At 47.6% G+C, this 24,995-nt stretch carries 24 protein-coding genes and 1 other annotated feature; of the genes, 12 read left to right on the plus strand and 12 right to left on the minus strand.

Annotation, left to right across the window (positions count from 1 at the left end; translation table 11 throughout):
• Nucleotides 1-137 precede the first annotated feature (137 nt).
• On the minus strand, nucleotides 138-338 hold the full coding sequence (locus ACTTK7_RS01210) for a YlaI family protein (protein ID WP_462865405.1): 201 nt from the start codon (nucleotides 336-338) through the stop codon (nucleotides 138-140).
• 185 nt (nucleotides 339-523) lie between these two features.
• On the opposite strand from ACTTK7_RS01210, the gene ACTTK7_RS01215 reads away from it, so the two are divergent.
• Nucleotides 524-988, plus strand: a complete 465-nt coding sequence (locus tag ACTTK7_RS01215; protein ID WP_462865164.1) for a pyridoxamine 5'-phosphate oxidase family protein — start codon at nucleotides 524-526, stop codon at nucleotides 986-988.
• A gap of 37 nt (nucleotides 989-1,025) precedes the next feature.
• Nucleotides 1,026-2,348 (plus strand): PhoH family protein, encoded by a 1,323-nt coding sequence (locus tag ACTTK7_RS01220; RefSeq protein WP_022792655.1) that lies wholly within the window; start codon nucleotides 1,026-1,028, stop codon nucleotides 2,346-2,348.
• A 39-nt stretch (nucleotides 2,349-2,387) separates the two neighbouring features.
• Here ACTTK7_RS01220 and ACTTK7_RS01225 read toward each other — a convergent pair whose 3' ends face one another.
• On the minus strand, nucleotides 2,388-2,894 hold the full coding sequence (locus ACTTK7_RS01225; RefSeq protein WP_462865166.1) for a peptidyl-prolyl cis-trans isomerase: 507 nt from the start codon (nucleotides 2,892-2,894) through the stop codon (nucleotides 2,388-2,390).
• Between the two features lie 216 nt (nucleotides 2,895-3,110).
• Here ACTTK7_RS01225 and ACTTK7_RS01230 point away from each other — a divergent pair, with 216 nt between their 5' ends.
• The 4 genes from ACTTK7_RS01230 to ACTTK7_RS01245 all read left to right on the plus strand — a co-directional run bounded on the left by ACTTK7_RS01230 (nucleotide 3,111) and on the right by ACTTK7_RS01245 (nucleotide 9,932).
• A complete protein-coding gene (locus tag ACTTK7_RS01230) occupies nucleotides 3,111-3,386 on the plus strand; it encodes an Fpa/YlaN family protein (protein WP_094907905.1) in 276 nt (91 codons plus the stop codon).
• Nucleotides 3,387-3,678: 292 nt separating this feature from the next.
• The gene (gene pyc, locus ACTTK7_RS01235) at nucleotides 3,679-7,125 is read left to right on the plus strand and encodes a pyruvate carboxylase (RefSeq protein ID WP_462865167.1); all 3,447 of its coding nucleotides are present in this window, start codon (nucleotides 3,679-3,681) and stop codon (nucleotides 7,123-7,125) included.
• A 206-nt stretch (nucleotides 7,126-7,331) separates the two neighbouring features.
• Nucleotides 7,332-8,759, plus strand: a complete 1,428-nt coding sequence (locus ACTTK7_RS01240; protein WP_462865169.1) for a cryptochrome/photolyase family protein — start codon at nucleotides 7,332-7,334, stop codon at nucleotides 8,757-8,759.
• A 3-nt stretch (nucleotides 8,760-8,762) separates the two neighbouring features.
• Entirely contained in the window at nucleotides 8,763-9,932 is a 1,170-nt protein-coding gene (locus ACTTK7_RS01245) for a GNAT family N-acetyltransferase (protein WP_462865171.1), read from the plus strand.
• An 18-nt stretch (nucleotides 9,933-9,950) separates the two neighbouring features.
• On the opposite strand, the gene ACTTK7_RS01250 is transcribed toward ACTTK7_RS01245, so the two are convergent.
• Nucleotides 9,951-10,850 (minus strand): COX15/CtaA family protein, encoded by a 900-nt coding sequence (locus ACTTK7_RS01250; protein ID WP_462865172.1) that lies wholly within the window; start codon nucleotides 10,848-10,850, stop codon nucleotides 9,951-9,953.
• A 253-nt stretch (nucleotides 10,851-11,103) separates the two neighbouring features.
• Here ACTTK7_RS01250 and ACTTK7_RS01255 point away from each other — a divergent pair, with 253 nt between their 5' ends.
• Nucleotides 11,104-11,658, plus strand: coding sequence for a DUF420 domain-containing protein (locus ACTTK7_RS01255; protein ID WP_462865173.1), 555 nt, complete (start codon nucleotides 11,104-11,106; stop codon nucleotides 11,656-11,658).
• 31 nt (nucleotides 11,659-11,689) lie between these two features.
• On the opposite strand, the gene ytvI is transcribed toward ACTTK7_RS01255, so the two are convergent.
• Nucleotides 11,690-12,754, minus strand: a complete 1,065-nt coding sequence (gene ytvI / locus ACTTK7_RS01260) for a sporulation integral membrane protein YtvI (protein ID WP_462865175.1) — start codon at nucleotides 12,752-12,754, stop codon at nucleotides 11,690-11,692.
• A gap of 96 nt (nucleotides 12,755-12,850) precedes the next feature.
• The gene (locus ACTTK7_RS01265; RefSeq protein ID WP_462865177.1) at nucleotides 12,851-13,363 is read right to left on the minus strand and encodes a PaaI family thioesterase; all 513 of its coding nucleotides are present in this window, start codon (nucleotides 13,361-13,363) and stop codon (nucleotides 12,851-12,853) included.
• Between the two features lie 128 nt (nucleotides 13,364-13,491).
• Here ACTTK7_RS01265 and ACTTK7_RS01270 point away from each other — a divergent pair, with 128 nt between their 5' ends.
• On the plus strand, nucleotides 13,492-13,932 hold the full coding sequence (locus ACTTK7_RS01270; protein ID WP_462865178.1) for a YlbF/YmcA family competence regulator: 441 nt from the start codon (nucleotides 13,492-13,494) through the stop codon (nucleotides 13,930-13,932).
• 56 nt (nucleotides 13,933-13,988) lie between these two features.
• The gene (locus ACTTK7_RS01275; RefSeq protein ID WP_462865179.1) at nucleotides 13,989-14,444 is read left to right on the plus strand and encodes an SRPBCC family protein; all 456 of its coding nucleotides are present in this window, start codon (nucleotides 13,989-13,991) and stop codon (nucleotides 14,442-14,444) included.
• Nucleotides 14,445-14,462: 18 nt separating this feature from the next.
• Here ACTTK7_RS01275 and cbpB read toward each other — a convergent pair whose 3' ends face one another.
• On the minus strand, nucleotides 14,463-14,909 hold the full coding sequence (cbpB, locus tag ACTTK7_RS01280) for a cyclic-di-AMP-binding protein CbpB (RefSeq protein ID WP_462865181.1): 447 nt from the start codon (nucleotides 14,907-14,909) through the stop codon (nucleotides 14,463-14,465).
• Nucleotides 14,910-15,115: 206 nt separating this feature from the next.
• Nucleotides 15,116-15,424 (minus strand): MerR family transcriptional regulator, encoded by a 309-nt coding sequence (locus ACTTK7_RS01285; protein WP_022792668.1) that lies wholly within the window; start codon nucleotides 15,422-15,424, stop codon nucleotides 15,116-15,118.
• A 401-nt stretch (nucleotides 15,425-15,825) separates the two neighbouring features.
• Here ACTTK7_RS01285 and ACTTK7_RS01290 point away from each other — a divergent pair, with 401 nt between their 5' ends.
• Nucleotides 15,826-17,193 carry an aspartate kinase gene (locus ACTTK7_RS01290; RefSeq protein ID WP_462865183.1) on the plus strand — a complete coding sequence of 456 codons (1,368 nt, stop codon included), beginning with the start codon at nucleotides 15,826-15,828 and terminating at the stop codon, nucleotides 17,191-17,193.
• A 47-nt stretch (nucleotides 17,194-17,240) separates the two neighbouring features.
• Here ACTTK7_RS01290 and ACTTK7_RS01295 read toward each other — a convergent pair whose 3' ends face one another.
• A complete protein-coding gene (locus tag ACTTK7_RS01295; protein WP_462865185.1) occupies nucleotides 17,241-18,050 on the minus strand; it encodes an ion transporter in 810 nt (269 codons plus the stop codon).
• A gap of 90 nt (nucleotides 18,051-18,140) precedes the next feature.
• Here ACTTK7_RS01295 and ACTTK7_RS01300 point away from each other — a divergent pair, with 90 nt between their 5' ends.
• Nucleotides 18,141-19,130, plus strand: a complete 990-nt coding sequence (locus tag ACTTK7_RS01300) for an NAD(P)/FAD-dependent oxidoreductase (RefSeq protein WP_462865186.1) — start codon at nucleotides 18,141-18,143, stop codon at nucleotides 19,128-19,130.
• A 38-nt stretch (nucleotides 19,131-19,168) separates the two neighbouring features.
• Here ACTTK7_RS01300 and proC read toward each other — a convergent pair whose 3' ends face one another.
• From proC to proB, 3 genes are read right to left on the minus strand one after another with little or no spacing between them, the layout of a single operon-like run.
• On the minus strand, nucleotides 19,169-19,999 hold the full coding sequence (proC, locus tag ACTTK7_RS01305) for a pyrroline-5-carboxylate reductase (protein ID WP_462865188.1): 831 nt from the start codon (nucleotides 19,997-19,999) through the stop codon (nucleotides 19,169-19,171).
• Complete coding sequence (locus tag ACTTK7_RS01310; protein ID WP_462865190.1) at nucleotides 19,996-21,258, minus strand: glutamate-5-semialdehyde dehydrogenase; 1,263 nt, start codon at nucleotides 21,256-21,258, stop codon at nucleotides 19,996-19,998. Before ACTTK7_RS01310 ends, proC begins: the two co-directional genes overlap by 4 nt.
• Nucleotides 21,259-21,260: 2 nt before the next feature.
• On the minus strand, nucleotides 21,261-22,376 hold the full coding sequence (proB, locus tag ACTTK7_RS01315) for a glutamate 5-kinase (protein ID WP_462865406.1): 1,116 nt from the start codon (nucleotides 22,374-22,376) through the stop codon (nucleotides 21,261-21,263).
• Between the two features lie 53 nt (nucleotides 22,377-22,429).
• Nucleotides 22,430-22,632: a binding site (T-box leader), on the minus strand.
• A gap of 82 nt (nucleotides 22,633-22,714) precedes the next feature.
• Between proB and ACTTK7_RS01320 the strand changes: the two genes are divergently transcribed.
• Nucleotides 22,715-23,485, plus strand: a complete 771-nt coding sequence (locus ACTTK7_RS01320; RefSeq protein WP_462865192.1) for an SDR family NAD(P)-dependent oxidoreductase — start codon at nucleotides 22,715-22,717, stop codon at nucleotides 23,483-23,485.
• On the opposite strand, the gene ACTTK7_RS01325 is transcribed toward ACTTK7_RS01320, so the two are convergent.
• Entirely contained in the window at nucleotides 23,486-24,982 is a 1,497-nt protein-coding gene (locus ACTTK7_RS01325) for a phytoene desaturase family protein (protein WP_462865194.1), read from the minus strand. It lies immediately after the preceding gene.
• Nucleotides 24,983-24,995 lie beyond the last annotated feature (13 nt).

Consider the following 24,995-nt stretch of genomic DNA (forward strand, 5'->3'; position numbering starts at 1 on the left):
CACCTCCATCTATCGATCCTACTACGAATACGACGTGAGAGGTGCTTTTATCTGTCTCATTTATTTAGGTCACTCCATTTTTACTGCGGCCGGTGCTTTTATTAATAAACATTTTAATGGAAATCCGAAAGCTTTTGTTACCAGTTGTTATTTTTTACCGGATCCCGGTACAGATGGAAATGGCCGGTAGCCTTTCGCTCATTCGTCCGGTTAGTAATGCGTTCATGGCATTCGGGGCACATATACGTGTGAATCGGCCGGTTCCGAATTTTTTTTGCTTCCGGATTTTCATCGTCCAATTTATGAATTTCATCGCAGATTACGCACTTTACGCGCATCATTTCGTTTCACCTCTGCTTTGCTCAGCCAAAAGATATGCATCAAGTATAACACGGGCGCTGCTTTGAGAACAGAACGAGCCTTAGATGAATGAAACAGAAAAAAATAAACGGAGAAATCCGAAAAAGAATGGACAAATTTTCTGATCAAAATGGTACTATTATACATATAAGGGGGGATACATATGGCTAGTCGAGTATTTGACGAACTACCCGAAGAGATCGTCCATTTATTAAAGCAGGAACAATATGTGACGGTTTCTACTATCGAACCAAAAAGTTCCACCCCGGATGTTCACGCTGTTTCATGGGTTTATGCAGCTTCTCCGAGGATTCTCCGGTTTGCTGTTGATGCCCGGGCGTCTGCTGTGAAAAATCTGCGGGAGACACCTGGCATGGCAATGACTGTCATCGGCGGAGGCACTACGTATTCCATTGCAGGTAAAGGAAAAATTTTAACAACTGAAGTAAGTGGAATTTCTTTTCCGCTTGCGCTTATAGAAGTGGATGTTGTGGAAGTGAAGGACGTAATGTTCTATGGGTCAAAAATGCTCCGCGGACCGGTGTTTGAAAAGACATATGACCCGGAAGCGGCGGAAGAGTTAGACAATAAAGTACTTGAAGCTATGAGGAACATAAACGGAATATAATATCCCGATAGAGATAAGATAGGGGGAAGCATCTAATATGAAAAAAATTTACGTTTTAGATACAAACGTACTGCTCCAGGATCCCCAGGCAATTTATCAGTTTGATGAACATCATGTCGTAATTCCAGCTGTAGTATTGGAAGAAATTGATTCCAAAAAGCGATTAATGGATGAACTTGGAAGGAATGCGAGAGAAACAGCAAGAATTCTGGACCGCTTCCGTGGAAAAGGCAGACTGCATGAAGGAGTTCCTCTTGGTTCAGGAGGCACACTGCGTGTGGAACTGAATCACCGTTCGTATGAGAGCATGAAAGATACCTTTATCGAGGTAACCAATGACAACCGTATTCTCGCAGTGGCTCAAAATTTAAAGGACGAATACGAGCTGATGGGAGATTACCATGTCGTCATTATCAGCAAAGATGCTCTTGTACGCGTGAAGGCAGACGCACTTGGCATAACGGCCGAAGACTTTCTGAATGACCGCGTCACTCAGTACGACAATATTTACAAGGGGCATCAGACGCTCACGGTGGACCGGCCACTGCTTGACGCTTTTTTCGAGGAAGGTTCCCTGGCCTCTGAGGAAGTTTCGGAGGAAGGGTTCTGTCCTCATGAATTCCTCATTTTAAGAGACGCCCTGAGCAGCTCTTCGGCCCTTGCAAAGGTTGATGAATCCGGAAAAAGAATTCGCAAATTTACTTCCGACATCGACCATGTGTGGGGCATCCGCCCGAAAAATGTCGAACAGAAGATGGCACTTGAGCTGCTGCTCAGAGAAGACATCCCGCTTGTGACGTTAACCGGAAGAGCAGGAACTGGAAAGACTCTGTTAACTCTGGCGGCCGGTTTACTGCAGATCGAAGACATGGAGCGTTACCATAAGCTTTTGGTGGCAAGACCTGTCGTTCCGCTTGGGAAGGATATAGGTTATCTTCCGGGAGAAAAGGATGAAAAACTGCGTCCCTGGATGCAGCCTATCTACGATAATCTGGAGTATTTATTTAATGCCAAAAAGCCAGGAGAGCTCGATTCCATTCTCGCCGGGATGGGGTCAATACAAGTGGAAGCTTTAACTTACATCCGGGGGCGAAGCATTCCGGATCAGTATATTATTATTGATGAAGCCCAAAACCTGACAAAGCATGAAGTGAAAACGATACTGACAAGGGTTGGGGAAGGCAGTAAAATTGTTTTTCTCGGCGACCCGGCTCAGATCGACCATCCGTACCTTGATGAACTGAACAATGGACTCGCATATGTGGTTGAAATGTTTAAAAACCAGGGGATCAGTGGGCATGTAAAACTGGAAAAAGGGGAGCGCTCCGGCCTTGCCCAGCTTGCAGCAGATATATTATAGAGAAACGACAGCTGGGGTTGCTCCAGCTGTCGTTTCTGATTATTTTACCCGGAACCCTGTCACGTGACGAATAGGATCGGCTTTATTGGATCCGTCGCCGTAATAAATATGGACCGGTCCGTCTTCTTTCAACGGGCTTCCTTTATGGGAAAAGGCTACGATAAAATTTTTCGCTTCCTCGAGAGACACGAGATGAGTTTGTGCTTCAGTTTCCACAACGACGTGGCTGGCATCTTCTTTCGGTTCGGCGTTCTCCAAAAACGGCTCAAATCTGATGCCAAATGAGCCATTAATGATAGCTTCTTTTTTATTGCGTACCTTATTGGTGCGTCCCCGGCCAGGATCCGGAGCGTTGGATCCTTCCTCGCGGTCTCTTGCAAATCTTCTGGCTGTATGATCAGCTTCTGTGGAAGGCTGTTCTTCAGCGGAAGGATCGGTATCAAAATACGTATCGAGATCAATTTTACGGTCGTCAAAGATCCAGGTAGTAGGATCGAGAGTGATTGGGAAATGAACATTTCCCTGAATCATTACAATGAAATTCATGAGGAACTCCTCCAATTTAATAACTGCTGATAGGAACTGGTTTTTATGCTACCACAACCGGGTAATAGAGAAAAAGCAGAAGCTATTGCTGCCCCCGGAGGTTATGGCATATAGTCTGAAGAATCAAGATTTTATACGCAAACCATCTTGCTTTTTTTTAAATGAACAGATAAGATGAATAGAAGGAGTCAGCTTGTAGGAGGGATTGCCTTGAGCATGAGGGCAGCAACAGAACATAGTGAGAAAGCGTATGCTTTATTAAAAGCAGATGCTGAGAAAATTAGAAAACTTATTGAAGTACAGATGGACAACCTGACAATGCCTCAATGCCCGCTTTACGAAGAGGTGCTTGATACACAAATGTTTGGCCTTTCAAGAGAAATTGATTTTGCCATTCGTTTGAATCTCATCGACGAACATACCGGTAAACAAATTCTTTCTGAACTCGAACGGAAACTTGCTGCTTTTCATGAAGCAACAGTCGGTGGATGAGCCAAGCTATTCTAATTGAATAGCTTGGTTTTTTTACAAATAGCTATATTTTTAATTAAAAGTTTTATTCGGATGAAAAACAGGGTAAAGAAACGTTACGCAGGAGCCTCCCGTAATCAAAATAGGCATAAATTTTTAAAAAATGAGAATATTACTTTGACAGATGGCCTGGTTCTTGCGTATGATAATTTATATTTAGAATTATCAGTTATTGAAGATAATTCTGATTGAACCTATCGGGATAAGATAGATACATCCTGCAGGAGATGCATTAGATAAGAGGAGGAGAAGGATGAACGGTCTAGAGAATATTAAAAAGGTATTAGTAGCAAACCGCGGTGAAATTGCTATACGCATATTTCGGGCGTGCACCGAATTACATATACGCACCGTGGCTATTTATTCCAATGAAGATGTAGGTGCCTTTCACCGTTATAAAGCAGATGAAGCATACTTAGTTGGCGAAGGGCAGAAGCCGATCGATGCATACCTGGATATTGAAGATATTATCCGTACGGCAAAAGAGAATGGTGTCGATGCTATACATCCAGGCTACGGTTTTCTTTCTGAAAATATTGATTTTGCCAGAAGGTGTGACGAAGAGGGCATCACCTTTATTGGGCCTGAGACCCGTCACCTGGAAATGTTCGGTGATAAAGTTAAAGCAAGAGAAACAGCTATCGCTGCCGATCTACCTGTTATTCCGGGAAGTGACGGGCCGGTAGACAGTGTAGAGGAAGTAAAAGATTTTACTGACAAGCACGGCTTCCCGATCATGATTAAAGCTTCCCTTGGCGGCGGCGGGCGCGGCATGCGTATCGTCCGAGACGCGGAATCCCTGGAGGATGCTTACGATCGTGCGAAATCCGAAGCAAAATCTGCTTTTGGCAACGACATTGTTTACGTTGAAAAATTCGTGGAAAATCCAAAGCACATCGAAGTACAGGTGCTCGGTGATAAAGCAGGAAACGTTATACATTTATACGAGCGGGACTGCTCCATTCAGCGCCGTCACCAGAAGGTAGTGGAGGTAGCGCCGAGTATTGCGCTCGATGAGTCGCTGCGGGAACGTATTTGCGATGCAGCTGTTCAGCTCGCCAGAAATATTGAATATGTGAACGCGGGTACGGTAGAGTTTCTCGTAAACGATAAGGGTGAGTTCTTCTTCATTGAAGTGAACCCGCGTGTTCAGGTGGAGCACACAATCACAGAAATGATTACCGGCGTGGACATCGTTCAGTCCCAGCTGAAAATTGCTGATGGGGGCACGCTGCACGACGACTCCATAGATATTCCGGAGCAAAAGGATATTAAAACGTTCGGGTATGCTATTCAGTCCAGGGTGACCACGGAGGATCCTGCGAATGATTTCATGCCGGATACCGGACGCATCATGGCTTACCGTTCAAGCGGCGGCTTTGGGGTGAGACTGGACGCTGGTAACGGTTTCCAGGGCGCGATCATTTCCCCGTATTACGATTCGCTGCTCGTGAAGGTATCCACATGGGCACGTACGTTTGAAGGAGCTTCTGAAAAAATGCTCCGAAACCTGCGGGAATTCCGGATCCGGGGTATTCGTACAAACATTCCGTTTCTGGAAAATGTCGTCCAGCACGATAAGTTCATTAACGGGACCTATGACACCTCCTTTATTGATTCGAGTCCAGAGCTGTTTGTATTCCCGGTGCGTCAGGACCGGGGCACGAAAATGCTCACATTTATCGGTGAGACAATTGTAAACGGGTACCCAGGGCTTGAAAATACACCAAAGCCGACGCTCAACAAGCCGGTAGTGCCAAAGATCGATAAGAAAAAACCGATACCGAGAGGAACGAAGCAGATTCTCGATGAACAGGGACCGGAGGGGCTTGCGAACTGGGTGAAGGAGCAGAACGAAGTGCTTTTGACCGATACCACGTTCCGCGACGCCCACCAGTCGTTGCTTGCTACCAGGGTCCGAAGCGACGATCTGAAGCGTATCGCAGAGCCGACCTCCCGGATGCTCCCTAACTTATTCTCCTCGGAGATGTGGGGCGGAGCCACCTTTGATGTGGCCATGCGTTTTCTGCATGAAGATCCGTGGACCCGGCTGATTGAACTTCGTGAGCGTATGCCGAACACGCTTCTGCAGATGCTTTTCCGCTCGTCAAACGCTGTCGGATACAAAAACTATCCGGATAACCTGATTAAAGAATTTGTTCATAAATCAGCACATGCCGGTATCGATGTGTTCCGTATCTTTGATTCCCTTAACTGGCTGAAAGGCATGACGCTTACGATTGATGAAGTGCGCCAGACAAACAAAATTGCTGAGGCAGCTATGTGTTATACAGGGGATATTCTCGATCCGAAACGAGAAAAATATGACCTGAAATACTATAAGAATCTTGCAAAAGAGCTTGAAAACGCTGGCGCCCACATTCTGGGCATCAAGGATATGGCAGGCCTGTTAAAGCCGGAAGCCGCGTACCAGCTTGTCTCTGAGCTAAAAGATTCGATTTCCATCCCAGTTCACCTGCATACGCATGACACGAGCGGCAATGGTATTTTCACATATGCCCGCGCCGTTGAAGCAGGAGTGGATATTGTGGATGTGGCTGAAAGCTCCATGGCAGGTCTTACTTCCCAGCCAAGCGCAGACGGTCTGTACTATGCCCTATCCGGAAATAAGCGCCAGCCGAAGATTGATGTTGGCGCCCTGCAGGAGCTCAGTGACTTCTGGGATACGACCCGTGAATACTACCAGGGATTTGAAAGCGGTATGCGTTCGCCTGCACCTGAGGTATATGAACACGAAATGCCAGGCGGTCAGTACAGCAATCTGCAGCAGCAGGCTAAAGCGGTAGGCCTTGGCGACCGCTGGCGTGAAGTGAAAAAAATGTACCGCCGCGTGAATGACATGTTTGGAGATGTTGTAAAAGTAACACCATCGTCGAAAATTGTCGGGGATATGGCACTGTATATGGTCCAAAACGATCTGACAGAAGAAGACGTGTACGATAACGGCCAGAACCTCGATTTCCCGGACTCCGTAGTGGAATTCTTCCAGGGGTATTTAGGACAGCCGCACCAGGGCTTCCCGGAAAAACTTCAAAAAATTATTTTGAAGGACCGTACTCCTATTACGAACCGTCCGGGTGAAAACCTCGAACCGGTCGACTTTAAAGCTATTGAAGAAGAGCTCTTTAATACACTCGACCGGCCAGTGACGAGCCATGATATGATTTCCTACGCGATGTATCCAAAAGTATACATGGAGTTTGAACAGTTCCGTCAAAGCTTCAGTGATGTGTCTGTGCTGGATACACCGACATTTTTCTACGGGCTGGAGCTCGGAGAGACAGTGGAAGTGGAAATTGAAAAAGGAAAGACGCTGATCGTGAAGCTCATCTCTGTATCAGAGCCGGATGAAACGGGTCATAGAAACGTGTATTTTGAATTGAACGGACAATCCCGTGAAGTAGTTGTGAAGGATAAAAACGCTAAAGTGGATGCCGGTGTGCGTCCGAAAGTAGACAAATCAAATCCTAATCAAATTGGAGCGACTATGCCTGGAACTGTGCTGAAAACCTCTGTAAAAGAGGGAGATGAAGTGACTAAAGGCGACCAGCTCATGATTACGGAAGCAATGAAGATGGAAACGACCGTACAGGCTCCATTTGATGGAAAAATTAAAGGCGTGTATGTAGGAAATAATGAACCGATCGAATCGGGAGATCTTCTTATCGAATTTGAATAACAGTTAAAAAAGATCGGCCGGCGGGCCGGTCTTTTTTTATGATGAATAAAAAAAGTGAAAGTGATTTCTTCTCAGCGCTGAGAGGATATTTCTGAAAGGAAAAAATCTGTTGAAAAGGATGTTTTCTTCAGGAAAAAGCGTAAAATAAACGGAAAAAAGGTATAGAATTGAAGAGGAAGCATTAGGGTGTAAAAGGAGCGGAGTGTATGACTGAAGTAAGTGCTTTATGGATGCGAAGGGATTTAAGGTTAACAGATAACCGGGCAATGCATGAAATGCAGCGATGGGTGGAAGCCGAAGGGGGCAGGCAGTGGTTTTTAGTTTTTCATCTTGATCCAGACTTTTATGAATATTCGTGCCCTCATCATGATTATTTTTTTCAAAATCTAGAAAAATTTCGTAAAGAATGCGATGATCAACATATACAATTATATTTTCTGCACGGTCCAGCGAATGAGGCTTTCACGTACTTAAAAGAAAAAGTTCCGGCGCTTACGCATTTATTTTTTAATGAAGACGAAGCACCGCAAGCGGCCCGGCGGGATAACCAGGTATTAAAAGAAATGGAGCAGAAAAGCGTAGCAGCACATGCTTATAAAGATGCTCATTTTCATCGCTCCGATGAAGTGAAGAAAAAGGACGGAGGATTTTATTCTGTCTACACTCCATATTATCGTGCCTGGCGCCAGCTTGAAAAAGAACAGCCGTATGAATGCAGACTCGACCGTATTATCAGCCAACAGGCCCGTCTGGAACTGCCGCAGAAGGCCGCTTATAATAAGCTGTCTTCTTATTTGAACAATAACGAAAAGACGTGGGAGTGCACTGCGGAGAAAGACGGGCGGGAACGGCTGGAAACGTTTGTGGAGGAAATTGCCCCGGCGTATCATGAAACGAACAATGCGCTTTCGAGCGACGGAACGAGCCGGCTTTCTGCCTGCTTAAAAACCGGCCGGCTTTCAGTGCGGACGATTTATCAAGCCCTTTCAGAGCAGCTTGAAGAAGGGAACCCGGGGGCTGAAGCTTTTGTCAGTGAACTCGCCTGGAGGGATTACTACAATATGATTCACGCCACGCGGCCTGAGCTGAAAAACAAGGAGCTGAAAGAGGCGTACCGGGATCTGCCGTGGGAGTATGATGAAAAGAGACTGCAGACGTGGAAGGAAGGCCGTACCGGGTATCCGATTGTAGATGCCTGTATGCGGCAGTTAAATGAAATAGGCTGGATGCATAACCGCGGAAGAATGATCGCTGCTTCCTTTTTAACTAAGGATTATTTGATCGACTGGAGAGAAGGGGAAAGGTATTTTGCTGAAAGGCTGATTGATTATGATCCTTCTTCCAATGCCGGGGGATGGCAGTGGGCTGCGTCTACTGGTACGGATGCGGTACCGTACTTCCGCGTATTTTCTCCAGTGAGGCAGAGTGAACGTTTTGATCCGCAGGGCGATTATATTCGTGAATATGTGCCGGAGCTTCAGTCAGTTCCCCGAAAATATATTCATACTCCGTGGAAAATGAGTGAAAAGCGGCAGCGGGAGTACGGCTGCATCCTCGGAGAGGACTACCCGGAGCCTGAGGTGGACCACTCGGTACAGCGAAAAAAGGCAATTGAAATGTTTAAAGGAGAGTAAGCCATGGACATTCGCCGTATGAAAAAATCAGAAATTGATCAGAGTCTGGATCTGGCACAATATGCTTTTCAAATTCATTTAACAGAGGAACAGCGACGGGAGAGGCGGCGGACTATCGTTCCTCAGGATAACTGGGTCGCGGTCGAACGGGGCAAGGTCCTCTCTAAAGTAGCTATTTTCCCCACGGTGGTTTACCTTGGGGACGTAAAAATGCCGATGGGAGGGATTTCCGGTGTGGCAACATGGCCGGAAAAGCGCAGGGGCAGCCTGGTGCGTTCATTGCTGAAAGAAGCACTGGTGGATTTGAGGGACCGCGGGGTTCCGATCTCGATGCTTTATCCGTTTTCGACTTCCTTTTACCGGAAATTCGGCTGGGAGGTGTTCTGTGATACAAAGCACTGGACAGTGACGAAAAACGAGCTTCCGGATACTGGGGAGCCTGAAAAAGGCAGCATTCGCCGAATTTACCAGCAGGACTGGCAGATTCTCGACTATATCTATCAGAAGTGGGCGAAGCAGTATGCCGGCATGATTGCGCGTTCTGAACAGTGGTGGAAAAACCGGACGCTTCAGCGAAAAAAAGGGAATGCCGCTGTTTACACTGATGCGAATGGTTTTGACAGCGGATACGTGCTGTATGAGGTAAAAGAGCAGCAGCTGACCGTGCATGAATTTGTGGCCTGGCATGAAGATGCCCGCAGAGAATTGTGGCGGTTTTTGGCGAATCACGATTCCATGATTGAAACCGCTAAAATTTCACCGGTTATTGATGATCCCAGCCGTTATCTGCTGCCGGAGCCGAAAATTGAAGAAACGAGAAAAAGCTACTTTATGGCCCGGATTGTCGATGTATATCCATTTTTGCATCAGTATCCATTGAATCTGCCGGTCGAGGAGTCTCTGGTTCTGCATGTGGAGGATGACTTCTGTGATTGGAACAATACGAGCTGGCAGCTGTATAAATCGAAGGAGGGCCGGACAGAAATTAAAGAAGTTCTCTCCAACCGTACCGGTATCGAACTTTCCATTAATACTTTAACCGCTCTTTTTATGGGGTATATTACCGTACGTGAAGCTGAGCGCACGTCGCTGGTGAAAGGAAATAAACAGCAGCTTGAGCTTCTTGACCGAGTTCTTCCGGGATTCACTCCATTTATGTATGACTTTTTCTAATGCAAAAAAGCAGGCCTTTTAATGATGAAGGCCTGCTTCTTTCTGCTTGATATTATTGGAGGTGCTGGTAGGCTCTGATGATGAAAGGGCCGGACGTCTCGTAATAATCACGAGCATATAGGTCATAATAGTGAAAATAATGCTGATTGTCAGCGCGTGAATAAGCACTGATGTTAAATGAGGCGCTCCGAAAAGGAGAGCGATACCTGCGCCTGCCTGAACGAGTATTAAAATGAATGTCATCACACTCATAGCAGTAAGGGAGGTGTAGGCCCTGAATCGTTTCAGCGTCCAAATCATCAGAACTGCGACGACAATCATGAGGGCGACAGCAGCACCGCGATGGATCCATCCGGCCATCTCTGCTCCGCCGGAGTGCTTTACATAGGCCCCGGTATAGATGACGGCGTAGGAATAGACGATAGTAGCGATCAGGTAACTGCGGTAGCCTTTCGTTACTTTAGGCTGCAGCGACGGCTTCTCGTTATCCTCAAATGCCAGTATTGTGAGCATGATCACTGTGGCAAGCGAAATGGCACTAATGCCGAAATGAAGCGCGAGCACGAGACTCGAGTTACCCCAGATAACAGCACCGGCCCCCATTAATCCCTGAAAGATAATAAACAATACAGCCATCAGCGCCATAAATTTTGTCTCCCGTAAGTGGGAAAGCTTCACGGACGACCAGATAGCAAGAATGATAACAAAAAGTCCCATCAGTCCCGACCAGAGCCGGTGGCTGTATTCAATGATAGTGGCAACGGCAGGGTTGGAAGGTACTACTTCCCCGAAGCAAAGCGGCCAGGTGGCACCGCAGCCTTCGCCGGACCCTGTGTTAGTCACCAGAGCTCCCTGCAGCAGTACAATGAGCATGCCGATGGAAGTAATGACGCCAAATGTGCGTAGTCCCCAGTGCAAAATAAGTCACTCCTTCAATATAAATGCAATTAAAAATTTCGCGTTTTTCTTACATAATTAATCGTAGATTTCCAGTCTGAAAAAGTCAATTTTTAATACTGGCCCGCCCGTGAACAAATAATGAAATGTGAAAAATATGTGAAAGCAGCAATGGCAAAGAAAAAACGTTCACTGGATTGTTAATTCAGGGTTCTGCAAAAAGCCGCATGATTTAGTATAATATAACCGCTACCAGAGAAGAGGAGGAATATACGTGTCGCAATTAAAAGCCGAAGAACAGAAGCGCACGAATCGTACGCATACGTGGATCGTGATACTGCTTAGCGTAATTATTAACGGGCTCGTCACGGTTTTGATTTTTGTAGAAGGCGGCGGGCAGACATTTAACGGCTTCGATTTAACCATTCTGCCGATGATGAATGCAATATTTAATAGCTTTACTACTGTATTTTTACTCGGGGCTTTATACTTTATTTTAAGAAAAAATATTAAGATGCACCGCCGGTTTATATACGGGGCATTCTCGACCACCGCTCTTTTTCTCGTCACGTATCTGGCGTATCACAGCCTTGCTTCGAGCACGTCCTACGGCGGAGAAGGAATCATTCAATATGTGTATTACTTTATTTTGATCTCTCACATTATTTTGGCAGCATTGATCGTGCCGCTTTCAATCTATACTTTTTTAAAAGGCTTTACGTATCAGGTGCAGAAGCACCGTAAAATTGCCCGGTGGACGATGCCGCTGTGGCTGTATGTGAGCATTACCGGCGTAGTGGTTTATTTCATGATCGCTCCGTACTATTAAAAGAAAGGAAAGCCCCGGCGGCTTTCCTTTTTTATACTCTGAAATTTAATTTGATGAGTCCTGCTTCCCGTGCAGAGGTAAAAGCAATAACCGTAAGTGGCCCAACGATAAAGCCTACTACGCCGAGAAGGGTAAGTCCGAGATACAGGCTGATTAACGTGGCAAGCGGGGAGAGACCGATATGGTGTCCCATTACTTTTGGTTCGACAGTACGGCGGATGATGAGCAGAACAATACCGAGCGCCAGCAGCTGTGTTCCAAGCACAAGATCACCGCTGATGTACATATAGATAGACCACGGGGCGAGAATGGCGATCGAGCCGATAATTGGAATGAAGTCAACAGCCCAAATAATCAGACTCATCACAATCGCCACTTCCGGGGTGAAAATCATCAATCCGATAAACGTGACGGCCAGTATAATTAAGCTGACCAAAAATTGGGCTTTGAAGAAGCCTAGAATTACTTCAGCAAGCCGGCTGGTCATGAATTGAAACTTTTCACCAGTTTCAGGCTTTAAAAAGGAATAGAATTTATCCGTTAGTCTGGGAAGATCGATCATGAATAAATAGAGAGCGATCAAGTACACTAAAAACATGATTAAATAGCCGGGGATAGAAGCCACAACCGCCGTCGCCTGATTCAGCAGATCGTCGCTTGCGATATTTTCCTGAAGCCCGGTAAGCATTTCGGCGATCCGGCTGTTGATCTGGTCGATGGTGTCCTGTGGCAGATTCCACTGCTCATAGCGGTTATTCAGCCCGGTTTGAATGTTTTCCACGGTGTCCACAAGGTTGCTGATATATGTAGGGAGGTTTTTGGAGAAAGCCACCAGCTGGGTGATCACCTGCGTAATCAACAAATAACCGAGTAGAATCAATAGTAAAAGAAAAGCCGAGAAAACGAGCATAACTGAAAACGGCCGCTTAATCTTAAGAGAACGCATAGCGAGTCGCACAGCCGGGGAAAGGGCCAGGGCTGTCAGCCACGCAAGAATAATAGGACCTGAGACTGGCAGAATAAAGTAAAGAGCGACGAGGGCAAGAACGATGCCGATAAACCGGAAGATATTTTTTTTTGTGAGGAGGGCGGTCACAGGGAAACTCCTTTCGTCAAAATGAAGCAGTATGTACGTACTTTATTCATTATAATGTATTTAAACGGATAGTAGTACTAAATTAATGGACACTGGTCAGGAGCGGGCAGCCTGTTTTAAATAAAAGGTGCCGTCTGCTTTTGCAATAAGCCGGTTTTCTTCATCATAAACTGCGGCTTCGGCATAGGAGATCCGGCGGCCGACAGTGACTGGAGACGCTTTACAGGTGAGCTGCCTGCCGGTGCCGGCGGAAATAAATTGTACGTGAATATCGATCGTTAAAATATCGCCTGGGACAGGAGAGAGCTCCGAAAGAAGCACCCCCATGGAATTATCCATGATCGTCGTCAGTACGCCGCCGTGAACGATACCGTGAGTGTTGTGCAGGCCGGAATGAACGGGAACCTGGGCGCAGAGCGTTTCTTCATCCTCCCAGTAGGTAGACGTATGCATTAAATGCTCCACGCCGCTTCTAGCGTCTGAAGTGTCCCAGTCGTGCAGCAGTTTAAGATAATGCCTGGTCAGCTCTTTGGCCTCCGGCGAGCCATCTGCCAGAATGCTTTCAAGCATCTCCTGTTCTGTCAGCTGGGGTGAATGTTTTTCCGTCATGTTTGTCATCCTCTCCGTAGTGCACTTCTTTTTATATTGTAGCAATAAGATAAAAAGCGAACAAATATGATGATTCGTTCTTCATAGAATGAGGGGATCCGTGATAAAATAAAAGCGGAGGTGAATGTATGTCTGTAATAGAAGCATCGACGTCTGTAGATATACTCGAGCAATCGGAACAGTTAGGACACATGGTTGTAGAGTCTGATATATATATCGAATACAAGGAAGCCAAAAAAGCGATGAAGGAAGATCCGGAGGCCCAGGAAAAAATTAATAATTTTTTAAGCTGGAAGGATCAGTACGAAGAAGTACAGCGCTTCGGGGCATACCATCCGGACTATAAGACAACCGCCAAGCAGGTGAGAGTCGTAAAGCGGGAAATGGATATGCATGAAACCGTCATCCGGTACCGTCAGGCAGAAAAAGCGCTTGACAATTTACTGACAGAAATATCCACTCTGGTGGCGGAATCCGTATCATCTTCCATCAAAGTGCCGACAGGCAATCCGTTTTATGATAACCAGTCAGGCGGCTGTTCGACCGGCGGAGGCTGCGGCTGCTCCTGATAAACATAAAACCTCCTCTTTTAGGGTATACCTCCTTTAAAGAGGAGGTTTTTACTATGTTTAAAGGTGTGTTTGAAGCCCAGACGGTAGTGTCTGCGTCCAGACAAGAAGTCTGGAATTACTTTCAGGACCCGGTGCAGCTTGAAGAGATGACGCAGTTTCCCGAAGTCGAGGTGGAGGCCTCCGGCAAAACTGAAGCGGGGGCGGAGATCCGGCTGTACCTTTATTTTGGTCTATGGAAAACGGTATGGGATTCGGTTATTACTTACGTGGATGAACCGAGCTCGTTTCAGGATGAAGGAAAAAAACTGCCTTTTCCGTTTACGGCATGGAAGCACACTCATACTTTCCAGGAGCTCGGGCCGCTCACGGGAGTTCATGATTACATCGAATTTGAGTCAGTGGTGCCGGCATGGGTGGTGAAGTGCTTTTTAGGCGGAATGTTTAAAAGCCGCAAAGCCTTTGTAGTAAAACAGTTCAGTCCGGAAAATAAAGGAAGCTCCGCTTTTTAATCAAAAGCGGAACTTCCTTTAATCAGATTGAAATTCGCGGTGGACCATAACGAGAATAGCCCGCCGTGTAATGAGGCCGACAAAGGCACCTTCATCATCTTCAATACATACAAATGGATGGTTGATAGAAAGCGTCAATGCCTTCCCAAAGTTATCGTCCACGTTCATTTTCGGAACCTTTTCCGACATGACCGTTTCCACAGTATGCTCATGGAGCTTATCCATTTCGATCCGTTCTGTGCCGAGGATCGTATCAAGTACCTGGGCCTTGCTGATCTGGCCCTGTACACGGTAATGAGTATCTAGCACCGGGACCGCAGTGTAACCGGATTTAATTAGTATTAAAAGCGCATGGTCGAGGGGATTGGCTGCCTGTACATGGGCTACTTTTTCGTGACCGATGATCAGTTCAGCTATTTCCTGATCCATAATATTTGTGTTTTTTAACTCATGAAGCACTGTCATCACATACTTTCATTGATTTCTCATTAAAGCAAAAGAACGATAACTACAACAGAGAGATATAAAGACATGTTGAATAATAAAAGGATTTCAAATTTTCGTCAAGTTCCAAAAAACGCAATTAACGGTAATCTGAGCGCTTTTAGGCAGACCAAAGACAGCTGTTGGTTCAAATTGACTCAACAGCTGTCTTTTGGAAGAAAATGGGGTCAGCCTTTTCGCATATTGAAGGCTGCGTTCAGCTGGCCGCGCAGCATTCTTTCCCGCAATTCTTTGTTTTTCATTTTCTTTTGTTCCATGCGGCGGATTTCAAATGTCTGCATACCGTCTTCCATTTTTTCTGCAATATCGAGGAGCCGCTCTACATCCAAAAAAGAATATTTCCTGGTCCCGCCGGAGGTGCGGTCAGGGTAAATCAGTTTACGTTCTTCATAGTAGCGGATTTTTCTTTCGGAAAGTCCGGTTAATTCGCTCATAACTCCAATCGTAATTACCTTTTTATCTTTGTATGACGACATAGTCTGCTCCCCTTTTCATCTCTTTTGTAAGCTAATATACCATAATAACTTTTTGGTGTATGGTCATTTGTTAGATTACCTTACATAACAGAGGAATGAGAATGCAAAATCAATGCTTGAACCTGCGAAAAGGGGGGAAATAATAGATAAACGACTATAGCTTACCAATTGAAAGTAATTGCTATGGATTACGAGGATACAACGGACCACGGGTTCTTTCACATAAGAATCGGGTCAAACGGGCTTTAACTATGTATATTACTGATTGTTGACGGATAAAACATGTGATAATCTATTAATTGTGAAATTTTTGAACAATTCACATCATAATAACAAACCAGGAAATATACACGAACGATATTTATACAAAGACTGGAAATAATGACAGGAGTGACAGGAAAATGAAAGTAGCTAAATTTGGCGGAAGTTCTCTGGCAAGTGCGGAGCAGATAAAAAAGGTCGCAGATATTGTAGCGACAGACGAAGACCGTAAAGTGGTAGTAGTATCCGCCCCTGGCAAACGAAGCAGTGAGGATACGAAAGTAACAGATTTATTAATCGCCCTCGCCGAAGCCTGCCTGGAGAATTCCGGGGTGGAAGAGGCCAAAAACAGAGTACTGGAACGCTTCCGTAGTATTACAGCCGAATTGAACTTATCAGACGACATTATTGCAACTATTGAGAGTGATATTGAAGCGCGGATTCAGTTCAGCAAAAGTAACGAAGGGCGTTTCGTTGACCAGATGAAAGCCGGAGGCGAAGATAATAACGCTAAGGTAGTGGCAAGGTATCTTCAAAGCATCGGCACCGTGGCCGAGTATGTTAATCCAAATGATGCCGGCCTGTTTGTGAGTGACACTCCCGGAAATGCCCAGGTGCTGAACGAATCCTACGACCACATTTATAAGCTGCGAGAGCGCGAAGGAGTGGTAGTATTCCCAGGATTCTTCGGCTATTCGAAAGAAGGGGACCTCGTTACCTTTTCCCGGGGAGGATCAGATATTACCGGCTCCATTCTGGCTGCGGGGGCACAGGCTGATCTTTACGAAAACTTCACAGATGTGGACTCGGTATTTGCGGCCAATCCGACAGTGGTGGACAGTCCGTGCGCGATTAAGCGGATGACTTATCGTGAAATGCGGGAGCTTTCCTATGCAGGATTTGCTGTTTTTCATGATGAAGCACTCATTCCGGCTTTTCGCAAAAAAATTCCGGTCTGCGTGAAAAATACAAATAATCCGCAGGGAAGCGGGACGATGATCATTTCGGAACGGGAATATTCCTTGAATCCGATTATCGGCATTGCGGCAGATAAAGGATTTGAAACTATCTATGTGCGCAAATACTTAATGAACAGAGAAGTAGGTTTTGGCCGCCGGCTGCTTGCGATTATTGAAGACGAAGGAGTTTCGTATGAGCACATGCCGTCAGGGATTGACGACACGTCCATCATTATCGAAGAAGGCCAGATGTCCAAAGAAAAAGAAGAGCGTATCATTGAGCGGATCATGAATGAACTCGATGCAGACGACGCCTACATTGAAAAAGGATATGCGATGATTATGCTCGTAGGCGAAGGCATGCACGAGACGGTGGGTGTAGCTGCCCGTGCGACCCGTGCCTTCTCTGAAAAAGGCATTAACATTGAAATGATCAACCAGGGCTCATCCGAAGTGTCACTTAGTTTCGGGATTGCTGAAGGGCATGTTGATGAAGCCATCCGCGGTTTATATGAAGAATTTTTCAGCACGAAAGAAATACTGCAGTAAAAATAAAGAGGGCGGCCCCGGGGCTGCCCTCTTTTGTACATAAAAAGCTAATCCTTTTGTTTTTCTTTTAGAAGCTGTTTAATATCGCTCAGCTCGCTCTCCATGTGATCGAGCTGCTTCTGCAGCCTGTCTTCGCTTTCTTCGGCTTCCGCTTTTTCAACGTTGCTTACAATGACGCCGACAAACAGGTTAAACACAACAAACGTTCCGACGAGCACAAAGGAGACAAAATAAATCCAGCTTAATGGATTCGTTTCAGCGATTGGGCGCATGACTGCACTTGCCCACGACTCGAGGGTTACAACCTGAAACAGTGTCAGTAAGGACTGAAAGATGTCCCCGAAATACTCAGGGGCTACGTCACGGTAAAGCATTGTTCCAATTACGGCATATACGTAAAAAATGATGCTCATCAGAATCATGATATTCCCTAACGAAGGGATGGTACGGAGCAGAGCATCCACAAGTCGCCGCAGGGAAGGAACAACTGTGATGGCCCGGAGGACCCGGAGCACACGAAGTATCCGGAGTACCGTAATAAAAGCTGAGCCTGCGAAAATGTGACCGGCTGCTACAATGAAGAAATCAAACCAGTTCCAGGGAGACCGGAAAAACCGATAGGAGGGGAAAACACCTAAAAACCGGATGATAACTTCGATGGTAAAAAGCCAGAGGAGTATGTAATTTAACACAGAAAACGTATTTTCGTAGCGCCTGTACAAGTTTTCAGAGGTTTCAAGCCCTACGAGGAGGGCATTGAATAAAATAAGTGTCGTTACAACAGCGGTGAAAACCGGCTGATCCAAAATGACAGCTAAACGCTGCCGAAAACGGGTAAAGGTAGATATCTCGCGCATGGGTGGACTCCTTTAAAAAGATGTGAACCGTTTTGATTGTACAGAAAAAAATAGACAAAGAAAAGAAATAGCTGTGTGAGGAGGAATTATATGAACCCGGATGTCATTATTGTCGGTGCCGGCCTTGCCGGATGGAGTGCGAACCGCGAGCTCGAAAAGCACGGCCTGCGCACTGTGGTTGCAGAAAAAAGCAGAGGACTTGGCGGGAGAATGGCGACACGAAGACTGGACAACAGCCGTGCGGACCACGGGGCTCAGTTTTTCACTGCTAGAAGTCAGTCGATGAAAGAGACAGTAAAAGAATGGGAAGCGGCGGGGTACATACGTAATTGGAGCAACGGATTTATTCAGCTCGAAAACCTTGAGCAACAGCAGCATTTTCAAGGAGACGGTCACCCGAGATACGTTGGGCGGGCCGGGATGGCTCCGCTGATGAAAAATTTATGGAAGGGAAAAACGATAGAAAAGGAAACAAAAATTACGACAATCGTGCCCGGGGAAGAAGGCTGGGTACTTCGTACAGATACTAATCAAATGGAAGCGCGGGCTGTACTTTTAACTTCCCCGGTGCCGCAGTCCCTGGTTATGCTGCAAAATGTTCCTGGAGAGCGCAGGTGGGAAGAGGATCTTTCTTCTGTGAGCTATGACCCGTGTCTATCCGTAATGATCGAATATGAGGGCGAGAGTCCTCTTACGGCACCGGGAGGCATCCAGACCAGGGATCCGAGAATTCAGTTTGTCGGCTGTAATCTTCAGAAAGGCATTTCTGACTCCTGCGTTCTAACCGTACACGCTGAAGGTGAATGGTCGAGGGAGCACTGGGACGATACCGATGAAGTTTTTGCCGAAGAATTGACCCGTATTGCCGGGCCGCTTTTGGACCGCAAAAAAATAATGAAGATTCACCCGAAGCGATGGCGTTACGCGAAGCCGGTACATATGTATCCGGACCGTTCAAGGAGCTATGATTCGCCGTATCCACTAGCATTTGCAGGAGACGCGTTTGGAGAAGGGAAAGTAGAAGGAGCTGTTTTAAGCGGAAAGGATGCAGCGGGGAAAATTATTTCGCTGCTGCAATAAAAAAGCAGGAGCCGGGGCCCGGTTCCTGCTTTTTTTCATTAATCGCCAATGGAGCCTGATCGCTTCGAAGCCTCTTTCATGGCTTCTAAAAAACGCTTCTGGACTCTGTGTTTTTCAAGATGGGTGAAAGCCGCTTCCGTCACTCCATTTGGACTCAGTACTTCCTGATACAGTTCATGCGGTTTTTTGTCAGCATCGATGTAGCGAAAAGCCGCCCCTTCCATTGTGTGAGCAATAATATTTTTTGCTTCCTCCGGCTCAAAGCCGGATTCGGCCGCCATTGCCTCCATCGCTTCCAAAAAATAATAAAAATAGGCAGGACCGCTTCCGGCAATCGCGGTAAAACCGTCGATGTCCTGCTCGGAAATCGTGTGCACGCTCCCGACTACCTGGAACATCGATTCTGCAAGATCAAGGTCCTCGTCAGTGGCATAGGTGCCTGCGCATATAGCCGTTGTTGAGGCGCCGACGTGAGCGGAAGTGTTTGGCATCGAACGGACTACCGGCACCTCCTGTTCGACGAAGGATTCAAGATCACTTAAAGAAATGCCGGCCAGGACGCTGATCAGGAGCTTATCCTTTGTCAGTTCACCGGCAAATGACTGGACGACCGCTTCGGCGTCTTTTGGTTTGACGGCAAGAACGACGATGTCCGCCGCTTTTACAGCTTCTTTATTATCAGTTTTGACCTGGATGCCGTACTGCTCCTGCAATCGCTTCTGCTTATCCACAGATGATTTGACTGTTCCAAGCACGTTCGCCGGTTTGACCAGTTCATGGCGCAGAAGTCCTGAAAATATAGCTTCTGCCATCGAGCCGGAGCCGATAAATGCAATGGTTTTCTGCTGTAGGTTTGTTTTTGTCATCATTTGATCTGCCCATCTCCGTGAATTAAATATTTATAGGAGGTGATTGCCTTCAGTCCCATTGGCCCGCGGGCATGCAGCTTCTGGGTGCTCACTCCAATCTCTGCCCCGAAGCCGAATTCAAATCCGTCGGTGAAGCGGGTGGACGCGTTATGATAAAGAGCAGCCGCATCAATCTGCTGGAAAAACTTCCGTTTATTTTCCGCGGATTCTGTAACAATTGCCTCAGAGTGATACGTCGTGAACGTATTGATATGCTCGATGGCTTCTTCCGTATCCTGTACGGTTTTCATCGAAACGATCATATCCAGGTATTCGGTGTTCCAATCCTCATCCGTGGCGGGCTCCACGTCGCCGTGCAGCTTTTGCACGGCGGCGTCCCCGCGGATAGTCACTCCGTGTGCAAGCAGTGCATGCACCAGTGATTCACCGTGGGCATTAAGCCAGGACTGGTGAACAAGAATGGTTTCAGCTGCATTGCAGACAGAAGGGCGCTGCGTTTTGGCGTTAACGGCAATCTTTACCGCTTTGTCGGCTTCGGCGGTTTCATCAATAAAAATGTGACAGTTGCCGACGCCGGTTTCAAGCACCGGCACGGTGGACTGATTCACTACAGTTTTTATTAAATTAGCACCTCCGCGCGGAATCAGCACATCCAGATAATCATTCATCTGAAACATTGTCGTGGCAGCCTCTCTTGACGTGTCGGAGGCAAGCTGCACCGCTTCCTTCGGAAGGGAGGTTTTTGCCAGAGCCTCCCATATAGCGTCCATGACCGCCTGGTTTGACTGAAAAGCGGAAGAGCTTCCGCGTAAAAGAACGCCGTTGCCGGTTTTTAAAGCAAGAGCGGCTGCGTCAGCCGTCACATTCGGACGGGCTTCGTAAATCATGCCGATCACGCCGAGCGGCACCCGGATGCTTTCCATTTTCAGGCCGTTCGGCCGGGCCCAGGATTCAATAGTTTCACCGATAGGATCTTCAAGAGAGGCGATCTGCCGGCAGCCGTCAGCCATGCCTGCGATGCGTCCCGAATCAAGCGTTAGGCGGTCAAGGAGGGCTGGGGATAATCCGTTTTTTCTGCCTGCTTCAAGGTCCTGGGCGTTCGCTTCCAGAATAAAAGATTCCCGCGTTTCGAGTTCGTCGGCGATAAGTGCAAGTGCCTTGTTTTTTTCTTCGGTAGAAGCGACAGCGACACGTTTCGCTGCTTTTTTTGCTGCTTCTCCCTGCACCCGCATCTGGGTGCTGATTTGTGTTTGTTCCATGTTTATCTCTCCCTTACAGTAGTAATCCAGTTATCCCGGTGGATGACTTCTGATTTTGACGTTAATGTAAACGAGGCTGCTTCGGCCGAGGATTTCCCTTTAACAGCCTGCAGTTCCTTGGCACTCATATTCACCTGTCCCCGTCCGAGCAGCTGGTCCTTCTGGTCATACACATCGACAACATTTCCGGGGGAAAAGTGGCCCTGGACATCAACGATCCCGGCAGGCAGCAGGCTTTTTCCCGAGCGAAGCAGCGCTTTTGCCGCTCCATCATCAACTGTTAAGGCACCGGCAGTAACAGAGTGGAGGCCGATCCACTGTTTTTTATTGTTTACAACGTCGCCGCCGGGCACCCCTATATAGGTGCCGTCCCCTTTGCCGCTGAGGACGTCTGCGAGTCGGTGGCCGCTGCCGAGTCTGCCAACAAATACCCGTGTGCCGAGGCGGATGGCTGTGCCGGCTGCTTTTAGCTTAGACCGCATACCACCGGTACCAACAGAGGAGCTGGATTCACCGGCCTGATCCATTAGATCGCTCGTGATGGACGGGATGAAATGATATTTTTTGGCTTGCGGATCTTCGTTTGGGTTCTTATCGTAAATACCGTTGATATCTGTTAATATCAGCAGTGTATCTGCATGCACAAGTCCCGCTACAAGTGCTGACAGCATGTCATTATCCCCAAACGTTAGTTCATCGACAGCGATAGAGTCATTTTCATTAATAATGGGAAGCACCTGGCGGTGAAGGAGCTCGGTAATAGTAGAGTGAGCGTTCTGGTACTGGCTGTGGTTGGCGAAATTTTCCCGGGTCAAAAGCAGCTGGCCGCAAGCGATATTTACTCTGCTGAATTCTTCGTTATACGCCTGCATCAGCTGGCTCTGACCGACAGCAGCGGCAGCCTGTTTACCCGCAGTCGTAACCGGCCGGGACGGATAGCCAAGGTCGTAAAAGCCGGCAGCTACTGCCCCGGAGCTGATCAAAATAACTTCGTTTCCTGCCTGGCGCAGCCGGATGATTTCATCTGCGTACTGCTTCAGTTTTTCCCTGCTCAAGCTCCCCTGCTGATTCGTTAAAGAGCTGCTCCCGATTTTAACTACGACCCGTTCTTTTTTCATTGGAACCACCTGTCTTATTCGTTCTGATTGCATATAAAAAACTCCTTCGCCTGTAAAAGGACGAAAGAGTTATCCGCGGTACCACCTTTAGTTGAAAAGACTGCGTCTTTTCCGCTCATGTCCATTAACGCAGGACTGCGTCCTAAAGGAAGCTCACGGACAGGTTCAGGCAAAACAAATTCCTGCATAGCTTTCAGCTCGCGGCTATGCTCTCTGTCGGTGCTTTGTCCTACTATTTCCGTTTCACAGCTTTTGCACTATTCAGCTTATTTGTGATTACTATTATGTGAAGTGCCGGGTAGTTTGTCAAGTTTTAATACGTCTGGGAGGAAGATTAATTGAAAACAATTATATTAACAGGAGCAAGCAGCGGTATTGGCAGAAAAACAGCAGAAAAGCTCGTACGAAACGGAGAGAAGGTAATAGGTATCGGAAGGAACACAAAGCAGCTGCAGGCAGCAGAAGAAGAGTGGAAGGGGTATCCCGGGAAATTTGCAGCCTGGACGATGGATGTAGGGGTGACAGAAAATGCGGCAGAAGAAATGAAAAAAATCACTGGTATATATGGAAGCCCGGACGTCCTCATTAATAACGCCGGTACAGGGAAGTTTGGGGAACTGGAGCAGCTGAGCATAGAAGACTGGGAGCAGATGATAGATACAAATGTAAAAGGAAACATCGCCATCACTCAGGCGCTGCTTCCTGAATTAAAACAGATGGGTGGGCATATCGTTTTCACCGGATCGACTGCAGGTATTATAGGCACGCCCAAAGCGACTGTTTACGCCGCAAGCAAGCGTGCTGTGCTTGGATTCGCCGAAGCGCTGCGCCTGGAAACGGCCGGAACGGGGGTGCGGATTTCGGTATTAAATACCGGGCCGGTGAAAACTGATTTTCATGATCGTGCGGATCCGAGCGGGAAGTATAAGCGTTCGGTTGAACAGATAGCCCTGTCTCCCGAAAAAGTAGCCGGACAGCTGGTGAAGCTGGTGGAGAAGCCGAAGCGCACGGTGTTTATGCCCCGGTGGATGAAAGTCCTCAGTACGCTGTACCAGCTGTGGCCTTCAGCAGTAGAAAAAATCGGACGCAGGCAGTTCCACCGCAAATGATCACTGTTGCCGTTCAAGAGCGGCAAAGGATAGGCCGCTGATCGATTCAAATACATGAATGCCGCTCATGGTCACGGCCATCGTACTGGCACCTGGGAAAACGGAATCGCCGCAGAACCATACGTTTTCAAGCGGGCTCCGGTGGGATAGTGGCTGAAAAAACGTGTTTTTCCTCGTCTGCGGGAATCCGCCAACCATCCCGCGGGGTCGTTTAATGTAGCGTTCCCAGGCGTGCGGGGCTCCGGGAAGGATCCGCTCCGGCTCGACCGGCAGGCCGGCTTCCTGAATCTTTTCCACAAGCGCCCTGGTGGCTGCTGACTTTTTTTCTTCATACAAGGACAAATCCTCCCAGTATTCGGGCGGTGTGTGAGTGGAGACGGTAAACGTACGCTCACCTTCGGGAGCCCGGAGACGATCATCCGGCGCTGATAATGAATAAAATAAATGGCTTGAAATGCCGGGAAGCTTCTGGTCCCAGAGCAGCTGGTGAAATAGCGCTGCGTGCGGCTCTGACGGCTTGCAGACGCCGTACATAGAAAAAGTACTCCAGATCGGCGTTTCGGATTTGGTCTGCCAGCGCCGGGTGAATTGTCTTCGCTCTTCAGACCGAAATAGAGGCAGGGCGGCCTGGACAGGGATGTTTAACACCAGGTGATCGGCGCTGCTCTTCCGGTCCCGGTGATCAATAACCGTCCAGGTACCGTCATCGTTCCTTTCCACAGCCTGAATGCGGCGGCGCTTTTGCATAGAAGCTCCGTGACGCTCACCCGCTTCTTTTAACTTTTCTGCCATACGGTACAATCCGCCGTATACATAGGAAGCACCCTGATGGTATAAATCGAGGGCGTACAGTCCAAGCAGGGCAGGGGCATGGCGGCTGCTTGTCTGCAGGCTGTCCAGAAGCTGCCCGTCAATATACTGGTGTACCTCGGTATCCTGCAGACGGTAGTGCCGCAGCACATCCTCGGTGGAGGCAGCAAGCCAGCGAACAGCACCGAGGATACCGGGCCGCAGCGCCCGCACAGAATGAATGAAATCAGCGGGCTTTTGCATTGGAAGAACCGGAAGGTGGTGGATCAGCTTCCGGAGCTCCTCCCCTACCCGGAAAATATAGCGGTATAACGAGCGGATACTGGCTGCCGAGGATGGAAACAGCCCACAAAGAGTATCGATATGCTTTTCCCGGGAAGAGTAAAGAGGCAGAGTAAAAGAAGGAGCGTGAACCTGCATAATGGTCTCCAGGCTCTCGTGTTTTGGAATTGGCTCGCCGAGGTGGCTGAAAACCCGGTGGTGAAGCCCGTCCGGCTGCTGCAGACCGAGGCCGAGAGTGGCGCCGACAGGAAACAGGTGCGGCTTGTGTGTGAACTTGCCGGCGCAGCCGCCCCATTCATTGGAGGCTTCAAACAAAGTGACGTCACAGTGGTGGCGGGCGAGCAGGGCGGCCGTTGTAAGCCCGCCGAAACCTCCGCCGATAACTATTACAGATGGTCGGTTCATGTTACTCCTCCTA

Source organism: Marinococcus tarijensis (assembly GCF_054971385.1).

Coding starts and splice junctions, on each gene's coding strand:
- ACTTK7_RS01210 (WP_462865405.1), bottom strand. CDS start 338: ATGCGCGTAAAGTGCGTAATCTGCGATGAAATTCATAAATTGGACGAT.
- ACTTK7_RS01215 (WP_462865164.1), top strand. CDS start 524: ATGGCTAGTCGAGTATTTGACGAACTACCCGAAGAGATCGTCCATTTA.
- ACTTK7_RS01220 (WP_022792655.1), top strand. CDS start 1,026: ATGAAAAAAATTTACGTTTTAGATACAAACGTACTGCTCCAGGATCCC.
- ACTTK7_RS01225 (WP_462865166.1), bottom strand. CDS start 2,894: ATGAATTTCATTGTAATGATTCAGGGAAATGTTCATTTCCCAATCACT.
- ACTTK7_RS01230 (WP_094907905.1), top strand. CDS start 3,111: ATGAGGGCAGCAACAGAACATAGTGAGAAAGCGTATGCTTTATTAAAA.
- pyc (WP_462865167.1), top strand. CDS start 3,679: ATGAACGGTCTAGAGAATATTAAAAAGGTATTAGTAGCAAACCGCGGT.
- ACTTK7_RS01240 (WP_462865169.1), top strand. CDS start 7,332: ATGACTGAAGTAAGTGCTTTATGGATGCGAAGGGATTTAAGGTTAACA.
- ACTTK7_RS01245 (WP_462865171.1), top strand. CDS start 8,763: ATGGACATTCGCCGTATGAAAAAATCAGAAATTGATCAGAGTCTGGAT.
- ACTTK7_RS01265 (WP_462865177.1), bottom strand. CDS start 13,363: ATGACGGAAAAACATTCACCCCAGCTGACAGAACAGGAGATGCTTGAA.
- ACTTK7_RS01270 (WP_462865178.1), top strand. CDS start 13,492: ATGTCTGTAATAGAAGCATCGACGTCTGTAGATATACTCGAGCAATCG.
- ACTTK7_RS01275 (WP_462865179.1), top strand. CDS start 13,989: ATGTTTAAAGGTGTGTTTGAAGCCCAGACGGTAGTGTCTGCGTCCAGA.
- cbpB (WP_462865181.1), bottom strand. CDS start 14,909: ATGACAGTGCTTCATGAGTTAAAAAACACAAATATTATGGATCAGGAA.
- ACTTK7_RS01285 (WP_022792668.1), bottom strand. CDS start 15,424: ATGTCGTCATACAAAGATAAAAAGGTAATTACGATTGGAGTTATGAGC.
- ACTTK7_RS01290 (WP_462865183.1), top strand. CDS start 15,826: ATGAAAGTAGCTAAATTTGGCGGAAGTTCTCTGGCAAGTGCGGAGCAG.
- ACTTK7_RS01295 (WP_462865185.1), bottom strand. CDS start 18,050: ATGCGCGAGATATCTACCTTTACCCGTTTTCGGCAGCGTTTAGCTGTC.
- ACTTK7_RS01300 (WP_462865186.1), top strand. CDS start 18,141: ATGAACCCGGATGTCATTATTGTCGGTGCCGGCCTTGCCGGATGGAGT.
- proC (WP_462865188.1), bottom strand. CDS start 19,999: ATGATGACAAAAACAAACCTACAGCAGAAAACCATTGCATTTATCGGC.
- ACTTK7_RS01310 (WP_462865190.1), bottom strand. CDS start 21,258: ATGGAACAAACACAAATCAGCACCCAGATGCGGGTGCAGGGAGAAGCA.
- proB (WP_462865406.1), bottom strand. CDS start 22,376: ATGAAAAAAGAACGGGTCGTAGTTAAAATCGGGAGCAGCTCTTTAACG.
- ACTTK7_RS01325 (WP_462865194.1), bottom strand. CDS start 24,982: ATGAACCGACCATCTGTAATAGTTATCGGCGGAGGTTTCGGCGGGCTT.